This is a genomic window from Chitinasiproducens palmae (assembly GCF_900095735.1).
GTDB classification, from domain to species: domain Bacteria; phylum Pseudomonadota; class Gammaproteobacteria; order Burkholderiales; family Burkholderiaceae; genus Chitinasiproducens; species Chitinasiproducens palmae.
In genome coordinates, this window is the sequence record NZ_FNLO01000002.1 from 611,758 (window position 1) to 635,359 (window position 23,602).

General features: G+C 64.0%; 19 protein-coding genes and 1 pseudogene. 12 read left to right on the forward strand and 8 right to left on the reverse strand.

Annotated elements, in window-relative coordinates; translation table 11 throughout:
• Positions 1-77 precede the first annotated feature (77 nt).
• Both BLU54_RS05760 and BLU54_RS05770 read right to left on the reverse strand, forming a co-directional pair.
• The gene (locus BLU54_RS05760) at positions 78-896 is read right to left on the reverse strand and encodes an ABC transporter substrate-binding protein (protein WP_091905889.1); all 819 of its coding nucleotides are present in this window, start codon (positions 894-896) and stop codon (positions 78-80) included.
• 810 nt (positions 897-1,706) lie between these two features.
• Positions 1,707-2,621, reverse strand: coding sequence for an SDR family NAD(P)-dependent oxidoreductase (locus tag BLU54_RS05770; protein WP_328586098.1), 915 nt, complete (start codon positions 2,619-2,621; stop codon positions 1,707-1,709).
• A 189-nt stretch (positions 2,622-2,810) separates the two neighbouring features.
• Between BLU54_RS05770 and BLU54_RS05775 the strand changes: the two genes are divergently transcribed.
• Positions 2,811-3,710 carry an AraC family transcriptional regulator gene (locus BLU54_RS05775; RefSeq protein ID WP_091905895.1) on the forward strand — a complete coding sequence of 300 codons (900 nt, stop codon included), beginning with the start codon at positions 2,811-2,813 and terminating at the stop codon, positions 3,708-3,710.
• A gap of 1,320 nt (positions 3,711-5,030) precedes the next feature.
• Here the strand turns inward: BLU54_RS05775 and BLU54_RS05785 are convergent.
• Together BLU54_RS05785 and tcuC are read right to left on the reverse strand one after the other, a co-directional pair.
• Positions 5,031-5,810 (reverse strand): substrate-binding domain-containing protein, encoded by a 780-nt coding sequence (locus tag BLU54_RS05785; protein ID WP_091905899.1) that lies wholly within the window; start codon positions 5,808-5,810, stop codon positions 5,031-5,033.
• Between the two features lie 27 nt (positions 5,811-5,837).
• Entirely contained in the window at positions 5,838-7,127 is a 1,290-nt protein-coding gene (gene tcuC, locus BLU54_RS05790; RefSeq protein WP_407919397.1) for an MFS transporter, read from the reverse strand.
• Between the two features lie 850 nt (positions 7,128-7,977).
• On the opposite strand from tcuC, the gene BLU54_RS23125 reads away from it, so the two are divergent.
• Complete coding sequence (locus tag BLU54_RS23125; RefSeq protein ID WP_139169507.1) at positions 7,978-8,262, forward strand: hypothetical protein; 285 nt, start codon at positions 7,978-7,980, stop codon at positions 8,260-8,262.
• A gap of 236 nt (positions 8,263-8,498) precedes the next feature.
• Here the strand turns inward: BLU54_RS23125 and BLU54_RS05795 are convergent, their stop codons facing one another.
• On the reverse strand, positions 8,499-9,434 hold the full coding sequence (locus tag BLU54_RS05795; RefSeq protein ID WP_091905904.1) for a LysR family transcriptional regulator: 936 nt from the start codon (positions 9,432-9,434) through the stop codon (positions 8,499-8,501).
• A gap of 282 nt (positions 9,435-9,716) precedes the next feature.
• On the opposite strand from BLU54_RS05795, the gene BLU54_RS05800 reads away from it, so the two are divergent.
• From BLU54_RS05800 to BLU54_RS05815, 4 genes are read left to right on the forward strand one after another with little or no spacing between them, the layout of a single operon-like run.
• Positions 9,717-10,451 carry a nitroreductase gene (locus tag BLU54_RS05800; protein WP_091905906.1) on the forward strand — a complete coding sequence of 245 codons (735 nt, stop codon included), beginning with the start codon at positions 9,717-9,719 and terminating at the stop codon, positions 10,449-10,451.
• Positions 10,448-11,998 carry an AMP-binding protein gene (locus BLU54_RS05805; RefSeq protein WP_091905908.1) on the forward strand — a complete coding sequence of 517 codons (1,551 nt, stop codon included), beginning with the start codon at positions 10,448-10,450 and terminating at the stop codon, positions 11,996-11,998. Before BLU54_RS05800 ends, BLU54_RS05805 begins: the two co-directional genes overlap by 4 nt.
• Before the next feature lie 59 nt (positions 11,999-12,057).
• Positions 12,058-12,585 carry a gamma carbonic anhydrase family protein gene (locus BLU54_RS05810; protein ID WP_091905910.1) on the forward strand — a complete coding sequence of 176 codons (528 nt, stop codon included), beginning with the start codon at positions 12,058-12,060 and terminating at the stop codon, positions 12,583-12,585.
• A gap of 46 nt (positions 12,586-12,631) precedes the next feature.
• On the forward strand, positions 12,632-13,867 hold the full coding sequence (locus BLU54_RS05815; RefSeq protein ID WP_091905912.1) for an MFS transporter: 1,236 nt from the start codon (positions 12,632-12,634) through the stop codon (positions 13,865-13,867).
• 298 nt (positions 13,868-14,165) lie between these two features.
• Here the strand turns inward: BLU54_RS05815 and BLU54_RS05820 are convergent, their stop codons facing one another.
• Both BLU54_RS05820 and BLU54_RS05825 read right to left on the reverse strand, forming a co-directional pair.
• On the reverse strand, positions 14,166-15,431 hold the full coding sequence (locus BLU54_RS05820; RefSeq protein WP_091905914.1) for an MFS transporter: 1,266 nt from the start codon (positions 15,429-15,431) through the stop codon (positions 14,166-14,168).
• Positions 15,432-15,565: 134 nt separating this feature from the next.
• Positions 15,566-16,978: pseudogene (locus BLU54_RS05825) on the reverse strand (M20 family metallopeptidase); the annotation flags it as partial.
• A 115-nt stretch (positions 16,979-17,093) separates the two neighbouring features.
• Between BLU54_RS05825 and BLU54_RS05830 the strand changes: the two are divergent.
• The 6 genes from BLU54_RS05830 (at position 17,094) to BLU54_RS05850 (ending at position 22,998) form a co-directional block, all read left to right on the forward strand.
• Positions 17,094-18,014 carry a LysR family transcriptional regulator gene (locus tag BLU54_RS05830; RefSeq protein WP_091906041.1) on the forward strand — a complete coding sequence of 307 codons (921 nt, stop codon included), beginning with the start codon at positions 17,094-17,096 and terminating at the stop codon, positions 18,012-18,014.
• Positions 18,015-18,308: 294 nt separating this feature from the next.
• On the forward strand, positions 18,309-18,431 hold the full coding sequence (locus BLU54_RS24345; RefSeq protein WP_268874502.1) for a lariocidin family lasso peptide: 123 nt from the start codon (positions 18,309-18,311) through the stop codon (positions 18,429-18,431).
• An 80-nt stretch (positions 18,432-18,511) separates the two neighbouring features.
• Entirely contained in the window at positions 18,512-18,817 is a 306-nt protein-coding gene (locus tag BLU54_RS05835) for a hypothetical protein (protein ID WP_091905918.1), read from the forward strand.
• Complete coding sequence (locus BLU54_RS05840; protein WP_091905920.1) at positions 18,807-19,271, forward strand: lasso peptide biosynthesis protein; 465 nt, start codon at positions 18,807-18,809, stop codon at positions 19,269-19,271. The genes BLU54_RS05835 and BLU54_RS05840 overlap by 11 nt, the downstream gene beginning before the upstream one ends.
• Complete coding sequence (locus BLU54_RS05845; protein ID WP_170845038.1) at positions 19,268-21,214, forward strand: asparagine synthase-related protein; 1,947 nt, start codon at positions 19,268-19,270, stop codon at positions 21,212-21,214. Before BLU54_RS05840 ends, BLU54_RS05845 begins: the two co-directional genes overlap by 4 nt.
• Positions 21,211-22,998: an ATP-binding cassette domain-containing protein gene (locus tag BLU54_RS05850; protein ID WP_091905924.1), complete on the forward strand. Its 1,788-nt coding sequence runs from the start codon at positions 21,211-21,213 to the stop codon at positions 22,996-22,998. Before BLU54_RS05845 ends, BLU54_RS05850 begins: the two co-directional genes overlap by 4 nt.
• Before the next feature lie 181 nt (positions 22,999-23,179).
• Here the strand turns inward: BLU54_RS05850 and BLU54_RS24595 are convergent, their stop codons facing one another.
• On the reverse strand, positions 23,180-23,602 hold the full coding sequence (locus tag BLU54_RS24595; RefSeq protein WP_328586103.1) for an FtsX-like permease family protein: 423 nt from the start codon (positions 23,600-23,602) through the stop codon (positions 23,180-23,182).

The window sequence follows — 23,602 nt, forward strand, 5'->3', positions numbered from 1 at the left end:
TCGGCCGGACTGCCCTCATGGCAGGACTGAGCGGCCATACGCGCTTGACGGCGCGGGCCTCCGGTCGGCAAGCCGGCTTACTCTGGCTTCTGCGCGTCGCCGATCTTGTACAGGCGCGGCAGCGGCGCCTTGCTCTGTGGGCCGAACCAGCGATCGTAGATCCTGGCCGCGGTGCCATCTTTCTCCAACTGATTCAGCGAGTCGTTGACGAACGCCAGCAGGCGCGTCTCGCCCTTGGGCACGCCGACCCCTTCGTAGTCGTTCGAGATCGTGAACGGCGGAATCTCGTATTTCTCCTTGTCGGGTACGTTGGCAAGCAGCGCCACCAGTTTCGGGCCGTCCTGCGTGATCGCCTGCACCGTTCCGACGCGCAGGGCGGCAAAAGCGAACGGCGTGTCGTCATAGGCGATCACCTTGGCGCCCGGGAATTTCGCCTTGACCTGCGCTTCGTTCGTGGTGCCCTTGTCGGCCCCGATGCGGAACTGGTTGAGTTGCGACGGCTCCTTCAGCGTGCCCTTTTTCGCGATGAACTGCGTGCCGGAGGCGAAGTAGGGAACGCTGAAGTCGATCTCCTTCTTCCGCTCGTCCGTGATCGTGAAGTTGGCCAAGACCAGGTCCACCTTGCGTGACGTGAGGAATGCGATGCGATTGGCCGGATTGGTCGGCTGCAATTCCAGCTTTACGCCGAGCTTGTCGGCCAGTGCCTTTGCATAGTCGACGTCGAGACCGATGATGCGATTGCTGGCCGGGTCGACGAAACCGAACGGCGGATTGCTGTCGAACGCGGCGACCCGCAGCACGCCGGCCTTCTTGATGTCGTCGAGCCGGTCAGCATGGGCCAACCCCGATAGCAACGACAGCCCGATCAGAGCCGTCGCCAAAATGCGCTTTTTCATTATCGTGTTCCGTGTCTTGGTATCTGCCGCGCCGCGAGAGACCTTGCCTTGTGAGCACCGCAGCGACGGAAGCGCCACGGTAGCAGTCGGCCACGACGACGCAAAATGACATTTGCAGAAAACGTAATGCGCAACGCGCATATGCACGGCCTGTGGGCGCGTCCTACGCATGAACAACATCCCCGGCAGCGCTTGCCGTCGCAAAGCATCCGCATGATGCTTTGCTTATCGACATAAATGCGTTCACAGCGCGCGGCGGCGCATGGGACCATTGTGACAATGCTTCGTCGACCGCCCGCCATGGTTACCCTGTTGCTCCGCACTGCCGCCCGTTTCCTGCCAGGGAACCTGCATCGCGTCGCGTCCTATATGGCGTCCTATATGGCGTCCTATCTCGCGTCCCGTATTGCGTCTCACCCCGAGTCTCACCCCGAGTCTCACCCCGCGCGGCGCCCGAGGTCATCCCTCGATAACCGCTTCACGAGCCGGCCCACCGGTGCCGCCGCGGTCGTTGCCCGCTCGCATCACCACAGCAGGCTCTCGTGGACGGATGCCGGGGACGCCCGTGCGTTACCCTTACTGGTCATCAGCCTGTGCGCGGGCGTGGCGATGAGCCCGGCGACCGTCCCGGTGAGCGGGCGACGCCCCGACGCGCGCGACGACCGTCGACTGCCCTAGCGGCCGCGAGGTGGACTGCCGCAGGCTCGGACGGTGCATCCAGACACCGGACGTCGAAGTACGATTTCGATACCATCGATACCGTGTGCGCGACACCGATCGCGGCGGCGCGTGTATCGCGCGCCGCTTACTCTAGACGGTCTCTCCGAACCGCTCCTGCACAAGTTCTTCGCTCTTCGCCCACAACCGCTTCGCCCGGTCCGCGTCGAGCGCATGCGACATGACGCCGAACCGAATACCCGGCGCATCGTCCACCGGCGCGACCTGGCAGTCCTGGCAGTAGCGGCCGCCGATGTCCTCCGCATTGGCCACGACGGCCGCCCATACCGACGTGGCTGCGACCTGCGGGATCGTCTTGAACGCGAAAGACTGGCCCGCAGTTCCCAGCTCGGCTGCAATGCGCGTCCCCAACGCCGCGAGATCGCCCTGCGAAAGATGTTTCGCCAGACCGGTATTGGCGACGCCCGGCATCAATGAACAGGCGCGCACGCCACGCGCGCGATGACGGCGATCGAACTCGACGGCGAACAAGCTAACCGCTGTCTTCGAGCCGCCATAGCTGACCCAGGGATCGTACGGCCGTTGTTCGAAGTTCGGGTCGTCAATGTTCACATCGGCCCACCGATGCCCATTGGACGACACCGTGACGAGCCGGCCGCCATCACTGAGCAACGACGCGATACGGTTGACCAGCACGAAGTGCCCGAGGTGGTTGATGCCTAACTGCGCCTCGAAACCATCCTTGGTTCGCTGCAGCGGAAGTGCCATGACGCCCGCGTTGGCGATGATCGCGTCCAGGCGCCGACCGTCGGCAACCAGCGCAGCCGCACAGTGCCGAACACTTCCGAGGTCGGCGAGATCGAGTTCGACAACGTCGATCTTCCCGCCGCGTTTTTCGGTCAGGTCCTTTGCTTTTGCTCGATCACGCGCCGTTCCGATGACTTCCGCGCCGCGCGCAGCGAGTGCACGGGCAGTCTGGCAACCGATGCCCGAGGACACCCCGGTTACCAGGAATCGCTTGCCGTGCAGGTCGACATTGCGCAGCACGTCGGCCGTCGTCGACATCAGGTTGAACGAGTCAGTCATGTGATCTCCAAATGGTGAAGCAGTCGCCGGTCGCGACCTGACTGCCCAGTCTAGTCAGCCAACACCGCCACTTCGCGCTGGATCCGCGCAATTGCATGCCTGATCCGATCACGGCCGAGCGATCCACCGGCCCGAAGCTACAATCTCAAAATGCAAGAACGACTCGACCAGATGTGCCGGCTGGTGCTACGCCACGCGACGGGCGTACGCATGGATACACCGCTGCGCGGTGTCGGCATAGGCGTGGTGGCAAGCGCCACCACGCCAGTGGCGTTGGCTTGCCGCGCCGGGATCTGCCTGGTCCTGCAAGGTGCGAAGCAGATGAACGTGGGCGCGCGCCGGCTGCGGTACGCGGCGGGCGATTACTTCACGTCCGTGGTTGAGTACCCTGTTACCCGATCGCTGGTGGAGACACATCCCGGCACGCCCTACGTCGCCACAAGCCTGATCGTCGACCCCGACGCAATCTCGACATTGCTTGCGGAACTCGGTCCGGCGAAACAGGCTCATCGACTCCCGGCCTTCGCCGTCGCCACCGCGTCACCGGATGTGCTGGACGCATGGAGCCGTCTGCTGTCGCTGCTCGACCACCCCAACGACATTCCGGTGCTCGCACCGTCGCGCGAGCGCGAACTGCTCTATCGCTTGCTGCAAAGCGAACATGGTCCGCTGCTGCGACAGCTGGCGCGTTGCGAGGGCAGGCTCGCTGACATCCGGCGCGCCATCGAGTGGATGCAACTTCATGTCGGCGAGCCCGTCCCGATCAAGCGGCTCGCCGACATGGTGGGCATGAGCCTGCCCTCCTTCAACCGAAACTTTCGAGAGGCGACCGCAACGAGCCCGTTGCAATACCAAAAGATGCTGCGGCTCCAGGCGGCAAGGCGGCTGCTGGCGGTGAAGGCCAAGGTGGCCGACGCCGCGTTCTCGGTGGGGTACGAAAGTCCGTCCCAATTCAGCAGGGACTATTCGCGACACTTCGGCACATCGCCGAAACAGGATGCGGTTTCGATGCAGAACGGCTTGGCGCCTGCTTCGGAACTGCTGATCTGAGCGGCGACGGTTCGTCTCGATAGGCGAAGGCGTCAGGAGCCGTACGCGCAATCGCCCGCTGGCCCGGCACGTTGGAATAAAGCCGGTCGGCCTTGCGGCTCGCGTTGGACTTGACGGGCCAGCGCGTTGGCTTGGAGCTAGACGGTGAATCACACACTTCGAGCGTGGCGAGCTCGAGCATTGCAGCGACCGCCGCGATTTTTGCCGTGTTCGCGGACGACTCCCACTTGCGCATTCTGAGCGCCACCAAACTTCTATTCCGCTTGGGCGCCAACGACAGGTTCGCTGCCCGCGAGAAGGTCGATTCGACGATCCAGCAAGCGTCGTGACGTCGGCGTTTCAAACGAGAGCGAGGGCCGGCGCGACATGCGAGGTTTTTCAAAGGTTCTGTAAGCGGGGCTTGAACTGCTCACAGCGGGCCACGCCGGAGCGATCGCGCCATGCGCGACCTCACGAAGGTAACGGAGACGGTGCGCCGACACGGTGCAAGTGCCGCAGGCTCCGTGGACACATTCCGTCGCGCCTGAACAAGCTACCTTGCCTCCGGAACGGCCTGCCCGGGCAAGATAATCAGAGCGGTGTACGCACGTTTGTTGCCACTAACGGGAGTAGCCGCTGGTCTCCTCTGCTCAGCTTCGAGAAAAACCAACGGGCGAACAGCAGCGATAGCGAACAGGAAGCGCTGTCGTTAAACAGACATGCAGCATTCGCAACGATCATTGAAGGTCGTTGCCGCGTTAGACATGCATTTGACATTCGCGCCGCTCGAACAAGCGGCGCCTTAGACGTGCAAGCGTATGGCGGCAACGGCGTGGTCTCGCGCCAGCACTACGACGCGTGCTTGGCCACGCGTTTCCATTCGCCTGACCGACCGGACACGGACATGCTGAAGTGGCGGAGGTGGTCACTTCCGGGGTCCAATTGTCGGCGATGCTGATCGCAGTCACGACATCCATCACGCGTTCGCTGAGCATCGTTGGCTGACCATCGCCACGGTTCGCCAGGAACGCGAGCGCTGCTGATCGCGACTATCGCGCCATGAACGGGCGCATGCCAGACCGACCGGAGCCGAGACAGCCTTCGGTCAGCTTGCAAGCGCGTCGCATCGGCATGCACGGTGGGCGCTGACCTTGGGCAGTGACGGCGGAGGAAGCCGAGTTGGCGTCGAACGAGCCAACGAAAGCCGGACCTGGCTGGGTCAGCGCTTTGACAACCGTGGCTGGCTGCCAGCGCATCGCCACGGCTTGGGCCCGGTCCATGCACAGCGCGAGATGGCGCCCGACGATGCCCGGTACGCCTTCCGCGCTGTCAGTGCTGCTTCTATTGGGCCGAGACCGAGTCAAGGCCAGTAGCGCGAACCGTCGGTTGAACGGCCGGGGACGCCAGATACTGCAGCAAGGCCCGAGCTTCGGCCGCGTGCGCAGCGCCCTTCGGAACGGCGCCGGCGAAACGCGTGACCGACTGCAGCGATTCCGGAATCTTGCCGACGAACGTCGCCCCCTTTACCGGCAGCAATTCACTGACCTGCTGGAAGCCAAGCTCGTAGTCGCCCTTCGCGACGACCGAGGCGACCGGGGTCTTCTCGATCATCTTCGACTTCGGCTTGACCTGGTCGGCCACGCCCAGTTTCGCGAACAGCTCGTTTTGCACATAGACGCCGCTGGCGCTGTCCGAGTAAGCAATTGAGCGCGCGTGCAGCAGCGTCTCGCGGAGCGCCTCCGGCGTGCCGACCGACACGCGCGGCGCGCCCGCTCGCACCACGGCGCCGATGCGTGAATCCGCCAGCTCGACACGCGAGCCGGGCTCGATCTTGCCTTGCTTGATCAACTCGTCGAGCGCGTAGCCGACCATGATCACGACGTCTGCCTGTTCACCGCGGTCCAGCCGGTTCGGAATCGCTTCAGGCGCCTTCCCCATCGACGGGCCGAGGATCGTGGTCAACGTGTCGCCGTGCGCGGTGGCGAATGCCGGCCCCAGTTTTTGATACGCAGCGGTGAAGCCGCCCGAGGTCATTACCTTGATCTCTTCCGCGCTTACCTGGGCCGTGCCTGCTGCCAGCAGACACGCCGCGCCCATCAAATGCTTTACCGAAATCTTCATGTTCTTTCTTGTCCGTGGTCGAGCGGGTCAGGCAGCGCGCAGGCGAGCAGCGCTGCGGCGGTACAGGAACAGGGTGGCGACCAGCGCGCACAGTGCGGCAAAACTCATCCAGTAACCCGGTGCGCCCTTGTCGCCGGTGGCGTGAATCAGCGCGGTGGAAATCGCCGGCGTGAAGCCGCCGAACAAGGCAGTGGCCAAGCTGTACGCGAGCGAGAAGCCCGCCACCCGCACTTCCACCGGCATGATTTCGGTAAGCGCCGGGATCATCGCACCGTTGTAGAGGCCGTACAGGAACGAGAGCCATAACAGCACCGCCAGCATCAGGCCGAAGCTCGGCGCCGCCGCAAGCATGGACAGGACCGGATAGCTGGTCAGGATCGTCAGCACGGTCATCGCCACCAGCAGCGGCTTGCGTCCGAAACGGTCCGACAGCAGACCGCCGATCGGCAGCCAGATGAAATTCGAGACAGCGACGAGCAGCGTCACGAGCAGGCTATCGGCGGTGCTCAGCTTGAGCACCGTCTTACCGAATGTCGGCGCATAGACGGTGATCAGGTAGAACGCCGTCGTCGTCATTGCGACCATCAGCATGCCGGCGACCACCACGGTCCAGTTGGCGAGCAGGGTGCGCAGCACGTCGCGCAGCACCGGCCGCGTCCGACGAGCCGCGAACTCCTCGGTCTCTTCCAGTTTGCGCCGCAGCAGGAAAATGAACGGTACGATCGCGCAGCCGACCACGAACGGCAGGCGCCACGCCCAGTCGCGAATTGCTTCGGCTGCGAACCAGCGATTGAGGCCGAAGCCCAGCGCGGCCGCGACGACGATCGCCACCTGCTGGCTACCCGATTGCCAGCTGGTGTAGAAACCCTTGCGGCCCGGCGTGGCAATTTCGGCAAGATAGACCGACACCCCGCCCAATTCGGCTCCGGCCGAGAAACCCTGCAGCAAACGACCCAGCAGGACGAGCAAAGGGGCGAACATGCCGATGCTGGCGTAGCCAGGCACCAGCACGATCAGGAAGGTGCCCGCGGCCATGATCGCCAGCGTCACGATCAGGCCTTTGCGGCGACCGACCTCGTCGATGTAGGCGCCCAGGAAGATGGCGCCGAGCGGGCGCATCAAGAAACCGGCGCCGAATACGGCGAAGGTCATCATCAGCGACGCAAATTCGCTGCTCGACGGGAAGAACGCTGCCGCGATCGACGTCGCGTAAAAGCCGAAGAGGAAAAAGTCGAACTGCTCCAGGAAGTTACCCGAAGTGACGCGCAGGATCGCGCGCGCGCGGGCAGCCACGCTGCCGGGCGCTTGGTGAGGCATCATGCTGATCTCCGTCCATGTTTGACGCACATACTGCGTCTCGTTGTAGCCGGAAGGGTCGCCGATTGGTCACCATCTGATAAGTGCATTTTTTGCATCGACCGATGCGTGGATCGTATCGGCCGACGGGCTCATACTTGCCACTGGCGCTCGATGGTAGCGGCGTCGGGTGGTGCTGCCGGCGTCGTCCGCGATGCAGGGTGTCGGCCGAGGCTTCGCCGTTTCACGCCGGGACCCATACGACAGGCGGGAAACTCGTCCCACGGGTCCCTACGTGAACGCTAGGCGATATGGCCGTCGGCCTTGGCGGCAGCGACATGCAAGCGGGTCGCCTCGAGAATGATCAGTGTCGGATCGGTAGGCGAATGCAAGCACCACGACGACGCGAGACCGCGTTGACACGGTCTCGCGCCAATGGAAGTCGCATTACCGCCGCCGCCCCGGTCAGACGCCGGATTCGATTACGTCGCGTTTTGGCGCGCGCAGCCTACGCTTACTGATCGTCCATACACTAGGTGGACTCGCGACGTGTGGGACGCGGACAGCCGCGCCTTCGGTGACTCGCCTCGCATACACCTCCGCAGACCGAGCGCCAGACCCCGCGGGCATTCTGCGTTCTTGTTGGCACCCGCCACCACACGACGGTTTTTGATAGTCGACACTCCGCGCGCTGGCTCAGCGGCTTTAGACTCCATCCCGAGGCCTGGTCATGTGGATGGAGCGCACCATGGACCGCTCAGAACCCTCCGCCAGGCGACGCTTACACGACGCCAGACCCGGCTACTCAGCGCGCGATTGCGCGCGACGATCTCAGCACAGGTTGACGGCAGCGGTAGGACAGGTCCGCCGCTTGCAAGCTTTCGTCTCATCCAAGGAAGACTGCCTCGGCCTCTCGTCATGCACAAAAGCATCGGTCACGTCGTCATGGCTCGTCAGCGGCCGGGACGGACTTGATCGGCGCGCCCGCGCCGCGAAGGCCACGCAGGCGTACAGAAGGCCGTTGGCCGAAAGCCGCGGCGCGCGGCCGGGGCGGGTATCCTCCGGGGTGAAGGAATGGCTGCACGCCAAGCTCGGTGGGGTCGAACATCGGGTGTTCAACGTGCTGTTCCCCGACACCCATCACCGGCCTATCTGACGCCCGACATGCTCGGTGCCACTAGAGCCAGCGTTTCGGAACGCCACCGGCGCACAGCTTGATCGGCCTCGATCGCATCGCTCCTTTCCCGCGCTCTCGAACGCGGCGGCGCACGACGGAAAGTGTCCGGCCGCGACGCGCACGCCGCCGAGTTGACTTGTCGCCGCCAGCAGCCACCTGCGGCGGCGCATCGTCCGATTGCTATCCGACTGCACGTTGCGGTCCCCAACATGGGATCACCCCGCCGCCAACAACACCGCCCCCGGCCATTCTCCGCAAAGCGTCAGTCTGTGCACAATCGTCTGCACGACCTCCCTCACCCGTCGGACCGGCTCGAGTTCGCGCCTGACCACGCCAGAGCATAGCGTCACGCGTCGTCTTAGCGGCGGTATGCCGAGCGGCACGCTCGACACTTGTCCCTTGAGCTTGCTGTCCGCGATTGCGATTCCGGCCAGCACTGTATAGCCGGCGCCGGACAGGAGTAGCGCCTTGGTCAGCTGCGTCGCGTCAGCTTCGGCGATGACGTCGAGCGCGATGCCAGCCACGGCGCACGCGTCTTCGAGTATGCCGCGCACGCTGTGCCGGCCGCTCGGCAAAATCAGCGGCAGGTTGCGCAGCGCGTCCAATGGAACACGTTCGCCCTTGGGCAGCGGTAGCGTGTTGGAACACACCAGATAAAGCGGCTCATCGAGCAGGGGCATCGCTTCGATCGCGGCATTCGCCTTGGCGTCATACAGTACGGCAAGATCGACGGTCCCGTCCTGCACCCACTCCTGCAACTCGCCCGCGTAGCCGCACGACAGCCTCAGGCGCACGAGCGGATAAAGCCGCTGCACCTCAGCCAGAAGCATGCCGGCAATGTGATCGCTCACGCTGGGCAGCATTCCCACCGAAACCAGCCCGGAAACAACGCCTTTCGCGGGACGGATATCCGTTACAGCCTGATCCAGCTCGCTCAACGCCTTGCGGGCGTGATTGACGAATGCGCGACCTTCCTCGGTGAGCGCCATGCCATTGGACGCGCGCACGAACAGCGCCGTGCCGAGTTCACCCTCAATGATCCGCAATTGCCGGGAGATGGCCGGTTGCACCACGTGCAGTTGCTCCGCGGCCTTGGTCACGCTGCCCGTGTCGGCAATCGCCAGTACCGCCCTCAGTTGCCGCAGTTCCATGTCTTAACGCTGTTCTAGTGCTTGCCATGCCGATTGGTGATCGACGCCAGTCCGATTTGTTATTGGCGTGCTCCAAATTTGGCGCCCTACCATCGTCTCAATCCAATCAGTCACTCGTAGTGCCTTGCTCCGCAGCAATACGGTCGCCTTGATCACCGGACGCGAGGAGCGAATCGAGTGTAGCGCGTCAAAAATCACCGCCTGATGCAGCCGCTTGATGCAGCCGCCTCTTGCAGCCGCCTCTTGCAGCCGCCTCTTGCAGCCGCTTCATCGAATCAGCCAATGCCAAGACATCCATCGCCCAACGCACTCGCCGCCTTGCTCGAGCGTCAATCGATTCGTGCCTTCCAGCCCGAACAGGTCAGCCGGCACACCATCGAACAGATCCTCGACGCCGCCCGGTATGCGCCGAGCGGCACCAATACCCAGCCGTGGCACGTCATCGTCGTGTCGGGCGCGGCCAAGACGCGTCTGTGCGAGCACGTCGCTCAGGTTCGGCGCGCCGAACCCGAGCGTGAAGCTGGTGCGAACGTAGCCGGCGAATACCGCTACTACTCGGATCCGATGACCGAGCCGTATCTCTCGCGGCGGCGTCGCGTCGGCTGGGACATGTATCGCTCGCTCGGCATTGCCAAGGGCGATCGCGCTGCGAGCCGGGACGCGGCTGGCCGAAACTATCGCTTTTTCGACGCCCCCGTCGGCCTGATCTTCACGCTGGAACGTGTGCTCGAAAAAGGCAGCTGGATCGATCTAGGTATCTTCCTGCAATCGGTGATGATCGCGGCGCGTCACTATGGCCTTGACACGTGCGCGCAAGGCGCGTGGGCGCGTTATCACGACATCGTGAGAAAAGAACTCGCGATTCCAGATGGTCACGTCGTCGTGTGCGGCATGGCGCTGGGTTATGCCGACATGCATGCGCCAGTGAATACGATCCGAGCGCAGCGTGAGCCGCTCGATACGTTTGCGCGCTTCGTGGACCAACCGCTGGCGACGAAAGGGAGCACTGTGGCATGAACGGCGCGCACGTATTTCTGGACCGTTCCGCTCAGGCATCTCCCGATTTCCCGGCCATCGTGCATGGCGAGAATGTGATGAGCTATCGCACGCTTCAGCGAGCAAGCTGTGCGCTCGCGAACGCGCTGATCGCCACCGGGCTCGCTGCCGGTGCGCGCATCGGGACCTACATGAGCAATCACCCCGCATCGTTCGTGTGCCAGTTCGGCATCAACAGAACGTCCTATGTGTGGTTGCCGGTCAACCCAAAAGCCGCTGTGCCCGAGGCGATCGGCATTCTTGCCGGATTCGGCGCCGAATGGTTGTTCGTCGATCGTCAGATTGCCGAACAGGCCGATGCGATCAGGGGCGCGGTGCCAACGCTCAAGGGACTGGTGTGCATCGACGCACGCGTTCCAGGGCTTATCTTCCTCGACGACTGGCTGGCCGAATTTCCGGATAGCGACCCGAGCATTCCCGTCGGGCCCCTCGACACGGCCGTCTTACGCACGACCAGCGGATCGACCGGAGAACCGAAAGGCGTCAAGCGCACCAACCTGTGCCAGGTATTGCAGGTGATGGATTACCTAACCGCGCTCCCATTCGACGCGCCACCGATCAGCCTGGTGCTCACGCCACTATCGCATGCCGCCGGGTCGATCGCCTTGCCGGTGTTCGAAGCGCGTGGAACGCATCACATCCTGAATTCGACAGCGCCCGACACGGTGCTTCGTTATATCGAAACGCACCGGATCAGCTCGGTGTTCATGCCGCCGACGCTGATCTACTCGTTGCTCGCGCATCCATCGGTGCGCACATTCGACTATTCGTCGTTGCGCTACATCATCTATGGCACGGCTCCGATGTCCCGGCATCGTCTGGCAGAAGCGTGGGACGTGTTCGGCCCCGTGTTCGCGCAGGTGTACGGCATGACCGAAGCAAGCAGCACCATTTCAATCTTCACGCCGGCCCAACACGCTGAGGCGATGGCCCATCATCCAGGACGCCTCGCAAGCTGCGGACGCGGTTCGCCCAACTACCGCATCAAGGTGATCGATTCGGATGGACGCGACGCGCCTGCCGGTACGTCCGGCGAAATCGTCTGCGCGTCATACGAGATCATGAGCGGCTATTTTGAAAACGAATCGGCTACCCGCGACACGGTTCGAAATGGCTGGCTGCACACGGGCGACGTCGGCTACATCGACCGGCATGGCTACCTCTACATCGTCGACCGCATCAAAGACGTGATTATTTCGGGCGGCTTCAACGTCTATCCGGCAGAGGTCGAAAACGTCATCCGCCTACACTCAGCGATTCACGATTGCGCCGTCGTTGGTAGTCCAGACGAAAAATGGGGCGAATCGGTCACCGCCGTTGTCGAACTGAAGCCGGGCTGCGCGTTGACCGTGGCCGAACTGATCGAGCATTGCAAGACGCACCTCGGCAGCGTGAAGGCACCCAAGCGGGTGACGATCGTCGATGCGCTGCCGCGCAATCTCGCCGGAAAGACCGACAAGAAGGCGATCCGTAAAACCTTTTGGCGCGAAGCCGATCGCGCGATCTGATCGCGTGACTCTCGTACGTCATCAGGTTCATTCATCAATTCTTGCACAAGGACATTCCCATGCCGCTCTTTTCCTTTCGCGACCTGTCGCCAAATTTACCTGCCGACGGCGACCACTGGGTTGCCGAGACCGCCACCCTGATCGGAAACGTGACGCTCAAGCGCGACGCCAGCGTCTGGTTCGGGGTGACGGCACGCGCCGATCATGCGCCGATCTTGATCGGCGAACGCAGCAACGTGCAGGAAAACGCCGTGCTGCACGTTGATCCGGGTTATCCGGTCACGATCGGCGATGACACGACCATCGGCCATGCCGCGATCATCCACGGCTGCACGATCGGCGATGGCGTTGTCGTCGGGATGGGCAGCATCTTGATGAACGGTGCCACGATCGGTGACGGCAGCATAGTCGGCGCGGGCGCGGTGGTGACCGAGGGCAAGGTATTTCCGCCAAATTCGCTGATTGTCGGCGCGCCCGCCAAAGTCCTAAAGACGCTTGACGCGGACGCCGCTGCACGCTTGAAGAAGGCCGCGCTCAACTACGTTGAAAACTGGCGCGGCATGAAGGCCGACTTGCGCCCGCTTTGACGTACTCACTCACTTTGACCGACAGCATTCCACTACGAGTAAGACAATGAACATCAAATTCCGACTTTTGCTGTTTTCGTGGTTGCTGCAGTTCGTCAACTATCTCGACCGCACCAGTATTTCGGTTGCGGGTCCGACCATGGTGAAATCACTCGGCTTCGACGCTTCGCAATTCGGTTTGTTGCTCGCGGCTTTCGCGCTGGGATATGCGATCATGCAGATTCCAGGCGGCTTTCTCGCGGACCGCTTTGGCACAAAAGCGATGTTAGTTGTCGCGCCCGTGCTGTTCTCGGTGTTCACCGGTGCAACGGGCCTGGCCACGACGCTCGCCGCGCTCATCGCTGCACGCCTGTGTTTCGGCCTGTCGGAAGGTGCGATCAACTCCGGCTTCTACAAGCTCATCGGCGACAACTTCACGCACCGGGAAGCGGCCCGCGCGCATAGCATGTGGCTGACCGCGTTCGCGTTGGGTCCGGCGCTCGTCGCCCCGATCGCTACCGCCATTCTACGCACGGCGGACTGGCGCACCGTGTTTTTCGTGTTCGCGGTTCCCGGTGTGATCGTCGCCCTGCTGGTCTTCTTCCTGATTCCGCGCGACGCGATCGAAGGACAAAGGCACACGCTGACGTCCGACGAGCGCCGCGCTCAGTGGCGCGCTTTCGCTCGCCAGCCCAGCACGTGGATGATGTTCTTCGGCTACTTCACATTCAGCGTTGGCTACTGGGGCTTTCTCGGGTGGGTTCCATCTTACCTTGTTGCGCAACGGCATATCGACCTGAAGGCGCTCGGCCTTGCGGCATCCATTCCTTATCTTTTCGGCTGTGTCGGCATTCTGGTGTACGGCAGGCTTGGCAGTGGCTGGCTATATCGTCGACAGCCCGCATTGCTGGCAACCAGCGTGCTTGCAGCAGGTGCGACGCTGTACGTCGCATACAGCGCGCATAGCATCCAATCCTGCGTGATCGCGCTGTCCGCCACGGCCTTCCTGCTCTACGGCTGCCTCACACCGTACGCGGCGCTCGTCGTGCAGCTCGCCCCCGCCGGCGCACGAGGCATGTTCGCGGGCACCATCAACACGGGTGGTCAGATCGGTGGACTGCTGGCGCCGCTGGCAGTTGGCTACCTGGTCAAAGCCTCCAACTCGTACAACAGCGGTTTCGGCTTCATGATCGGCGCGATGGCTGCAAGTGCAGCATGCTATGGCGCGCTGCAGATTTGGATGTCCAGCCGGGTGCCGAAGCGCGAAGACGTTGAAGCAAAGCAACTGGGTGGCGTGCGTTGACGCCGGGGCGCCGCAAGTGCGCATCTCCCACACTCCGGCTGTCATGGCGGCATTCGCGAATCTGTGAGAGCCCGCATGTATGTGCTGCTGCGACGATACGCCGATTAGGGTGTCGACCGCGCGCCAGACGGACTGCGTTCGCCACCAAGGCGACACGAGCGAAGGCCGCCAGCATCGCGCCGCTGGGCGGGCCGCCGAACGTTCGACGTGGCCCCGCGCGTTACCGGCATCCGCTCTCAGAGGCAGCGGGCGCCGCGAGGCCGGTAAGAACACCGGCGACATCGAGGCTCGTTTCCGCTCAGGCAGCCACCATCCGCGGCCGCCGCTGGCCGGCACCGGCCAGCGCGCAGAGACTGAGTACCGCCGTGAACATCAGGTAATAGCCCGGTGAGGTCTTGTCGCCAGTGGCGCTGATCAGCCACACGATAATGGCGGGGGTGAAACCGCCGAACACCGTCACCCCGATGTTGTAGCCGACGGACATGCCGGTGGCGCGGGTCGACACCGGGAACAGTTCGGCCATCAGCGCCGGCAGCGCGCCGAAGTACACCGACTTCAACACCGCGAACCAGGCGACCACCATGAAAAGCGACGCGACGCTGGCGTGACGCCCCATGTAGGCGAACGCCGGATAGCTGCTGACCGCAAGAATCACCGCGGCCGCCGCCATCTGCTTGCGTCGGCCGATGCGATCCGACAGCAGGCCTGCGAACGGTGTGACCACCGTCAGGATCAGCGCGGCGACGATGCCAGCCGCGAAGCCGTTCGAAGCGGGCAGATGCAACTCGCGGATCGCGAAGGTCGGCACGTACTGCAGCATGTAGTTGACCGCGGTCGATACGGTCAGCGCGCCAATCGAGATCAGCAGCCGCAGCTTCTGATGCCCGAAGACTTCGCGCACCGGCGACTGTGCGTGTGCCGCCTCGACATAGGTCGGCGCGTCTTCGAGGAAGCGGCGCAGGTACAGACCCGCCGGCCCGATCAACAGACCGAAGAAGAACGGTATGCGCCAGCCCCACTCCGACAGCGCCGCCGGGGTCATCCATTGCGTCAGCAGGAAACCGGACAGCGCGGCCAGCAGCCCGCTCAAACCCTGCGTCGCGAATTGCCAACTGGCCAGAAAGCCGCGTCGATGCGGTGCATGTTCGATCAGCATCGCGGTCGAGGCGCCGAACTCGCCGCCGGCCGAAAAGCCCTGGATCAGTCGCGCAACGAAGACCGCGATCGGCGCGGCCACGCCGATACGTTGGTAACCCGGCATCACGGCGATCAGCAGGGTGCCGATCATCATCAGCGCGACGGACAGCATCAACGCTTTCTTGCGGCCGCGACGATCCGCGTAGGCGCCGAGCACCACGCCACCCAGCGGCCTTACCAGATACGATGCGCCGAACGACCCAAACGTCAGCAACAGCGAGGCAGATTCACTGCTCGCCGGGAAGAAGTGCTTGGCAACATAGACCGCAAAGAAGCCATAGATCGCAATGTCGAACCACTCGAGGGCATTGCCCACCGAAGTGGCAATGACGATCCTGGCAAGGCTGACGGGTTTGTTTTTGCTCATGGCGCGAGGACTCGGGCGGACGCGGGGACGTCGTGGGACAGCGGATCGGCGTCGCGGCTGCCGGGCAGCGGCGCGACGGCGTCTTGCGAAAACGCGGCACGACCGGCATGCGGGTCACCGGCTTGGTCGACAAGCGCGGCACGTTCGGCGAGGACCGCCGCACCTGTCTCGCCCAGGTCCCACCACAGTCCTGCCATGACCGCCAGTGCCTCGCGCGTCACCGAGGCCAGCAGATGTTCGTTCGGCGCATGCTGCGCGCAGGCCGGGTACGAGTGCGGCACCCACACGGTCGGCTGACCCAGGGTGCCTGCAAACACGTCGTTCGGAACGGTTCCGCCAAGGTTGGGCAGCAGCGCCGGCTTCTTTCCGGTGCTGCGTTGCAACGACCCTAGCGCCCAGATCACCCATGGATCGCGCGGGTCGAGGCGGGTGGCGGGGGCGCCGCGCAGAACGTTGACCTTCACCTGCGGGAAGCCATGCCGCGCAAGATGGGCATTCAGATGGGCGTCGAGGCGCTCCCAGTCGGTGCCCACCACGAAACGAAGTTGGCAGATTGCGCGTGCGCTGGGCTGGATCGCGTTCACCGGGGCGTTAGCGTTGCCGCATTGCAACGCCAACACCTCGAGCGCGTTCCAACCGATCACGCGCTCGGTCGGCGTCAGCCCCGGCTCGCCCCAATCCTCGTCGACGGCCGGTGCGCTCTCGTCGCTGCCGAGCACGATGTCCGCCAGCGCCTCCCGCACCGCGCCGCCAAGGGGCGGCGGACGCAGGCCCTCGACATCGATTCGGCCATTGGCGTCGATCATGCTGGCGATTGCGTGGGACAGGACGACGCCGGGGTTGCGCAGCGCGCCGCCCCAATTGCCCGAGTGGTGGGCGCCGTCGCGCAATGTCACGCTCAACTCGAAATTGACACTGCCGCGCGAGCCCAGGAAAAGCGTCGGACGCTCTGCTGAGACCCGCGGGCCGTCCGAGGCAAGGAACAGGTCGGCCGCGAGCGATTCCCGCTCGGCCGCACACACCTCCTGCAGCCCGGGTGAGCCGATCTCCTCGCCCGTCTCGAAGATCATCCGCACGTTGTAGCCGAGCCGGCCCGCGCGCGCGGCGAGCACTGCCGCCAGGGCCGCCAGGTTGATCGAGTGCTGCCCCTTGTTGTCGGCGGTGCCGCGACCGTACCAACGATCGCCCTCCACCGCCACCGTCCAGGGCGAGAGCCCGGCCCGCCATTGGGCGTCGTAGCCGAGCACGACGTCTCCATGTCCGTAGGTGAGCACGGTCGGCAGCGCCGCAGCCTCGATCCGTTCGGCAATCAGGAATGGCGCGCTCGGCGCGATCGGGTTTGCGACGAGCCGGCTCGAAAAGCCCAGTTTGGCAAGCTCGGGAGCCAATTCGTCCAGCAGATATGCCTGCTGGACTTGCGCCCGCTCACTGTCCTGGCTCTCGGTCTTGTAGGCCACGCGGCGCGTCAGGTGACGCAGGAAACCACCCGAGTCGAAATCGTCGTGGGCCAGGCGGATGGCGTCGTCGCGTGTCAGTGGTTGGGGCATGGTCGAATCGGAGGCTGGGTAACAAGGCCAGTCTAGAAACGACAAAAATTCGCAACAATTTCAATATTTGCCACTACCATTGCCGTTTCGGCAACAGAAGCGCCTCTCGACCGCCATGCTCCATGCCCTCGCCCTCCGCTATTTCATCGAGGTCGCACGTACTGGCTCGCTGGCCGCAGCTTCGGAAGCGCTGCACGTCGCGGTGTCGGCAATCAGCCGGCAGATCGCCAAGCTGGAACGGGAGGTGGGCACGCCGCTCTTCGATCGCATGCCGCGCGGCATGGTGTTGACGGAGTCGGGCGAGGCGTTGGCGCGCTACGCGCGTCGGACGCTGCTGGAGGGCGACGCCGTGCTCGACGACATTGCCGCCGCTCACGCGCTGGGTGGACGCATCGTACGCATCGGCTGTACCGAGGGCTTCACGCGCACCTTCATGCCCAGCGTGCTCGCGGAGCATCACGCTGCCGAGCCGCATGCGCGTTTCATGCTGCGGTCCGGGACACCTGCGCAGGTGGAGCAGTGGATCGCGACCGGCGAAGTCGACATCGGTCTCGCTTTTGGCACCATCCATTCGGAAGCGGTCGGCGTCTATTTCAGCATTGCCGCGCCCGTCTGTGCGTTGATGCCGCCCAGCCATCCGCTGTCTGCGAGATCGAGCCTGAGCCTCGACGATCTGCTGGCGCACCCATTGGTGTTGCTCGATCGCGGCACGACGGTGCGCCAACTGCTGGACTGGTGCTGCGCCGCCCGTGGCGTGCAGTTCGAACCGGTGCTGACCAGCAACGATTCAAGCGTGCTGCATCACTTCGCCGCGCTTACCGGCGCGATCACGCTGGGAAGTCGACTTGCGCTGGTCGACGTGGCAGGTCCCTCGTCGCTTGTTGCACGCGCGATCGATGAACCGCTGCTTGCCAATCGCAGGCTGCAGGTGATGGTAATGGAAAATCGTCGACTGCCCAGCGGCGTCGAACGGTTCCTCGCCCGCCTTGTCGCGACGCTGCGCAATGACACGGGGAAGACTCACGATAGGCAGTAGTCCGGGCAACAGCCGTCGCCGGCCAGGAACACGCGCTGTGCGAACGCCGCGCGTGGCGCGCATTAACCGCTTGCTGCTCAGCGTGCTTCGCGGGTTCGACGCGGGGCCGCGCAGGTCCGACGCAAGGCGAGCGACTGGACCGCGTACAAATGGATAGAAATGAACAGTCAATCGCGCAACCAATGCTGGACTACCTCGCCATATTTGCTATGTTCCGTAGTGCGTACCAATCTCTTGGTGGTGCGCAATCGGAATCGCCTCCCTGGCGGTTTCCCGACAACTAAGGAGATGAAGATGAAAACTGCCGCAGTGCAACCGACGAAGGTCGTGGCGTACGGCTCGTTCCTCGCGTTGATCCTGTCGAAAAAGTCGCGGCCGGGTGATGGCATCTTCGGCCGCGGCGTGAAGGGCGGCTGATCCGACGCGTAACGCCTGTACTTGCAGCAGCACGCGCGGGGTAGCGCCCGAACGTGCTGCGGGACAACCGAACCCGTTCCATGGAATTTCGACGACCCGCCGGCGCAGCCGATCTCGCTTCCCTGTTCCTCAGTGCGTCTCTCGACTGCGTCCCGCTTGGCGACGAACTGATTCTGTACAGCGAGACGAAGGATGGCTACTTCGGCGTCTCGGGTGCGGCCGCCGACATATTGACGCTGGTGCAGCGTACACGTGGCAAGGGCTGGCGGCGCGCCGAATTGATCGACACACTATCAGCCGGCCGGCATCTGACGGAAGACGAGCACATGCTGCTTCTAGAAGGCATCTCGACATTGCTCGAACTCGGCGCGCTTCATGAAAAGTGACGACACCCACCTATTCATCGTTCACGGCGTGGTTCGGGCGATCCTGCTCGACCGCCCGGTCAAGGACGCGTATCTGGCCATCTTCAAATCGGTTTTCCCCGGGGCTGTCCTCGGCCGCTTCGGATGCCTGTCGCGACGGACGGCACCCTTACATCTACAGCGCGTGTGCGATTCGCTCTATCGCATCGACAACGTCGGCACCGCGTGTGCGTCCTGCTATTCGGCGACCATCGTCGCCCAACTACTGGCCTTCGCCTCCAGTTTGCCCAGCGAAATGGTAGTGGGCGTGAAAAAACAGGACGGCAAGATTGTCGGTCACGCCTGGCTGGAACTGGGAATGGGGATGACGGTGCCGGCGATCGTGAACCCGGGCCAAGTCGACTTGGCTGAATACCGGCCGATGAGCCGGATGGCGCCGGAACGGGCCATCGCTGCATGGGCAGCGACGCTATGAGGGTCTGGAGCGCACTGATCAACCACGATCGTGCATCGATCGAGACTTACATCCGTGACTTGAGCGATGCGTTCGCCGACATCCAGGTCGACCGCTTCGAGCGCACCGACCGTCCATGGGTCATGCTGCTGCAGGCGGATCTGCGTCTGTGCAGTCCCCGACGTCCGCAGCGCAGCCGTGCGCGCGCCTCTGACGCTGTCGCGGCCTACAGCGGCTGGCTGCGCGAGCCGGGCGGGCCGCGGCGCTTTTCCGCCCTGCGCGGTGAGATGCCGAGCTTCGATCCGATTGCCGGCCCCGCGCTAGGTGAATTCAGCTATGCGGCGCTCGGCGCCAAGCATCTCGCGTTGCTCACTGACCATTACGCAACGCATCCGATCTACTACTGCGGTCCGCTTGGCCCGCGCCCCCGGCGCTGGGTTGCGAGCAATGATCTGCGCCTGCTTCTTCTATGCCGCGCGGTGTCAATGACCATCGACCGCGCCGCCTGTCTCGAACATCTGACACAGTCGGTGATGGTCGACGAGAATGAATTGCGCGATTGCAGTACGTTCTTCAGCGCGGTCCGCAAGATGCCACCGGCCACCATCCTGCAGATCGATGCGGGCGGCGACAGCACGCTTCGCGAGCCGGCGCCGTCTTTGCCGTCAGTGACTGCGTGCGCTTCGTCGTCCAACCCGGTGGCCCAGCAGACTGCCTTGCGCGAATGCCTGAATGCGTGCGTGATGGATCGCATCGAGGCGGGCGCCAGCGGTCTGATGCTGAGCGGTGGCGTCGATTCGAACACGATATTGGGGGCGAGCCTGTCCCTGCACGCGCCGTTGCCGTTCTGTGCCACGATGAGCTTCGAGGATGCGGACCTTGCGATGAGCCACGACGACCAGCTCGTCGCGCTGCTCGTCGAACGCTGCGGCGTACCGCACCGCGTGGTCCACGCCGACCGCTTTCTCCGCTTGCCAAGCGCTGCCGACGAGGGCGGTTACATCGACGGGCCCGATGCAGCCGCCAACCCGCTTGCCAAGGAGGCGTGTGCGCACGCGTTTCAGGAGCAAGGTGTGGCGCTCGCGATGACTGGCGAGGGAGGCGACTTGATCCTGGGCGAGTCGAGCTATGCCTGGCTCCATGACGCGATCCGCAAGCACGAAGGCGTGCGCGCGGCCCACGACTATCTCACCGGCAGTCTCGGCCTTGCGTGCTTCTCGCCAACGTATTTGCGCAAGATGCTCGCCGCGCTGTCGCCACGGCTTGCCGGGCGCGAATGGCTCCGGGCAGCGAATCGGGGACACGCCTCGACACCTGACTACTTCAACACAGATCTGCATAGCGCTGCCCGCCGACAGGCGCGAAGCGCGGGTCGAACGCCCACGGCCTGCGGCAGAGCCTATCTCGGCCACCGCTACGTCGAGGCGATGCTTTATCCGAGGGCCGCGTATTTCGACACGTTGAATATCTACTGCACCCACTCGCATCCGTTCCTTGACCCGAGGATGATCGCATTCACGCTTGCCTGTCCTCCGCATCTGCATCATGACTACCGGCGCCTGGACCGCGCCAACCCGTACGCCACGGCCAAGATGCTGGCCCGCAACGCTTATCGGGACGTGTTGCCGGCGTTGGCAAGCGACAAGCGCGGCAAGACCAGCTACGCACTGATGGCACGCAGGATGTTTCGCAATTCTGCCGGCGCCCTGCTGCGCCTCACGGAACAACGGATGATTCTCAGCGATTGGGGCCTTGTCGATCAGGCGAAGTTCCGTGAACACCTGCTTGCCTACATTGTCGCGTCCGACGATCCCAATGCGCAGTTCGGCTGCGACTATCATTTCATGCGCGGCGTCACCGACCTCGAAACGTGGCTCGGCCGGTTCTCGGGTCCCCGGCACGCCGTCGCCGCGCGCCTGAAATTCAGACCGCTGCGCGCACTCGCCGGCCCTCGACGAACATGACGGCCCGTCAGATCGTCGCCAATCTATACGAAGTGCTGTCGCTGCTGTGGCACGCGGCACCGCGCGCAATGTGTCTCGCGCTCGCGTCCAACCTGGTGGTCGGTGCCATCCCGGCGCTGTTGCTCTACATCAACGCGCAACTGATCGGTCGCCTCAGCTCGAACGCCGGCGTCGCGGCCGTCATGGCACTGGTATTCAGCTACTTCCTGCTTGGCGGTTGCCACGACGGGCTGAACGCCATTTCGAGCTTCGTCGTCGATACGCTCGAGGACGCGGCGAAAGTGCGATTGAAGGGCCAGGTCAACGCGATCGTCTCAACCTATCCAGACCTGAGCATTCACGAAGATGCCCAGCTACGCGAGACGGCGCTCCTCGCGGCCGCGGCCAGCGACGAGATCGGCGATCTGGTCCAGCATCTGTACGCCGTCTGCCTTGGTACCGTGATGATGACGCCGATCCTCGTCATTACCGCACACACCGCGTGGTGGATCCCGCTGCTGATGCTGGCAGGGATGACACCCGCCGTGTACTGCCGAGCCCGGGCGGAACGCGAGAGCTGGGATGTACGCGAGCGCCATGCCGGGACCTTCAATGCGCTGCGCATCGTCGAACGGGTGCTGACGCAGCCGGAGTACGCGAAGGACCTGCGCGTCTACCGGATGCAGCAGGACCTGCTCGCGGGCTGGCGGCATCGTTACAAGACCTATCTCGATTCGATGCGGCGCGTGCGCACACGCAACGCCCTCAAGCTTGCCGGGACCTCTATTGCCGCGAGCGGCTGCCTGGCCATACCCCTGTACGTCGTCGTGGCAGGCTGTGCAGCGGGCCGTTTCACCATTGCCGAGCTCGCTTTCCTGCTCGGCGCGTTGGTGCAATTGAAAGACGGCCTGGCGGCAATCATCTACAACGTTGGCGACGTACTGCGCGTGTCCTATGCCGCGCGCCCGCTACGCGCGTTGACGGCGGCCCACCTTGCCGCGCGTCAACGTGATAGGGCAAGCCAGCCGACACCCGACGGAGGCGGCATCGATGGTGTTGCCGCGCCGGCGGCAAGCAGCGTTTCCCTCCGTGGCGTGAGCCTTCATTACCGGGACGCGGCGCGGCCCGCGCTCGTCGACGTCGACCTGGAGATTGCACCGCGAGAGTCGATCGCCGTCGTCGGTGAAAACGGCGCGGGCAAGACCAGCTTGCTCAAGCTGTTGAGCGGCCTCTACCAACCGACCGCCGGCACCCTGCGTTGGGCGACCGAGCCGGCGCCGCCGCGCGTCGTCGGTCTGTTTCAGGATTTCGCGCGCTTCCCATTCGACGTGATCGCGAATCTCGGTATGCCCGACGAGCGCGATGGCAGCCGGGCAAGGGCCCACCTGCGCGCGGTGGGTCTGGACAGTCTGAGCACGCGCTTGACGCAGCCACTGACAAGCGAAATGGCCGATGGCGTCGATCTCTCCGGTGGCCAATGGCAACGACTCGCCATCGCGCGCGTGCTGGCCCATGCCGACGAGGCCGACCTGCTCTTTTTCGACGAACCGACATCCGCGCTGGACCCCGAATTCGAGGCGGAGATCATGCGATTGATCCTGCGTATCGCCAGACGGCGGAGCACCGTGATCGTCAGCCATCGACTCGCACTGACGCGGTTCGTGGATCGCATCGTGGTGCTCGAGCAGGGCCGAATCGTCGAAACAGGCTCGCATGATGCGCTGCTCGCACGCGACGGAAAATACGCACGTATGTTCCGTAGCCAGGCCCAGTTCTACCAGGCACAACCGGACACGCCGATGTAACGGCACGGCGCGCGCGCGTACTGGCCGACACGCGCTCGGGCGCGATGGGACGCGATTGGACGGGGCCCGGCGAGATGAACCCCAGGCGAGACCTGCGCGGAGCGCTGGAGAAAGTCGGAGATCGCCCTACGGGCGATCAGCGCCCGTCGGTCAAGCGCGACCCTGTTGCGCCTTGGCTCGCTCAGTCCCGTGACAACGCGTCGACCGGCAGCATGCGGGCCGCGCGGCGCGCCGGCGCGTAGCCGAACAGCACGCCCGTCGCCGTTGCGCTTGCCAGCGCCGACGCGACGGCGCCGACCGAGTACACCAGTTGCCATTGCGTGAGCCACAACGAGACCAGCCACGAGACCAGCCAGCCGATGCCCAGCGACAGCGCGACCCCAGCCACGCCACTCGCGACGCATACCAGCAGCGCCTCGACCAGGAACTGCTGCAGCACGTCCCTGCGTCGTGCTCCGACCGCCATGCGCACGCCAATCTCACGGGTGCGTTCGGTCACCGAGACGAGCATGATGTTCATCACCCCAATGCCGCCAACCAGCAATGAGATGACTGCGATCAGCGACAGCAACAGCGTCAGCGAGCGCGCGGTCTGTTCCGCCAT

Coding starts and splice junctions, on each gene's coding strand:
- BLU54_RS05830 (WP_091906041.1), top strand. CDS start 17,094: ATGCTCCATGCCCTCGCCCTCCGCTATTTCATCGAGGTCGCACGTACT.
- BLU54_RS05845 (WP_170845038.1), top strand. CDS start 19,268: ATGAGGGTCTGGAGCGCACTGATCAACCACGATCGTGCATCGATCGAG.
- BLU54_RS05795 (WP_091905904.1), bottom strand. CDS start 9,434: ATGGAACTGCGGCAACTGAGGGCGGTACTGGCGATTGCCGACACGGGC.
- BLU54_RS05800 (WP_091905906.1), top strand. CDS start 9,717: ATGCCAAGACATCCATCGCCCAACGCACTCGCCGCCTTGCTCGAGCGT.
- tcuC (WP_407919397.1), bottom strand. CDS start 7,127: ATGCCTCACCAAGCGCCCGGCAGCGTGGCTGCCCGCGCGCGCGCGATC.
- BLU54_RS05760 (WP_091905889.1), bottom strand. CDS start 896: ATGAAAAAGCGCATTTTGGCGACGGCTCTGATCGGGCTGTCGTTGCTA.
- BLU54_RS05840 (WP_091905920.1), top strand. CDS start 18,807: ATGAAAAGTGACGACACCCACCTATTCATCGTTCACGGCGTGGTTCGG.
- BLU54_RS05805 (WP_091905908.1), top strand. CDS start 10,448: ATGAACGGCGCGCACGTATTTCTGGACCGTTCCGCTCAGGCATCTCCC.
- BLU54_RS05775 (WP_091905895.1), top strand. CDS start 2,811: ATGCAAGAACGACTCGACCAGATGTGCCGGCTGGTGCTACGCCACGCG.
- BLU54_RS05835 (WP_091905918.1), top strand. CDS start 18,512: ATGGAATTTCGACGACCCGCCGGCGCAGCCGATCTCGCTTCCCTGTTC.
- BLU54_RS05815 (WP_091905912.1), top strand. CDS start 12,632: ATGAACATCAAATTCCGACTTTTGCTGTTTTCGTGGTTGCTGCAGTTC.
- BLU54_RS05785 (WP_091905899.1), bottom strand. CDS start 5,810: ATGAAGATTTCGGTAAAGCATTTGATGGGCGCGGCGTGTCTGCTGGCA.
- BLU54_RS05810 (WP_091905910.1), top strand. CDS start 12,058: ATGCCGCTCTTTTCCTTTCGCGACCTGTCGCCAAATTTACCTGCCGAC.
- BLU54_RS05820 (WP_091905914.1), bottom strand. CDS start 15,431: ATGAGCAAAAACAAACCCGTCAGCCTTGCCAGGATCGTCATTGCCACT.
- BLU54_RS24595 (WP_328586103.1), bottom strand. CDS start 23,602: ATGGCGGAACAGACCGCGCGCTCGCTGACGCTGTTGCTGTCGCTGATC.
- BLU54_RS05850 (WP_091905924.1), top strand. CDS start 21,211: ATGACGGCCCGTCAGATCGTCGCCAATCTATACGAAGTGCTGTCGCTG.
- BLU54_RS24345 (WP_268874502.1), top strand. CDS start 18,309: ATGAAAACTGCCGCAGTGCAACCGACGAAGGTCGTGGCGTACGGCTCG.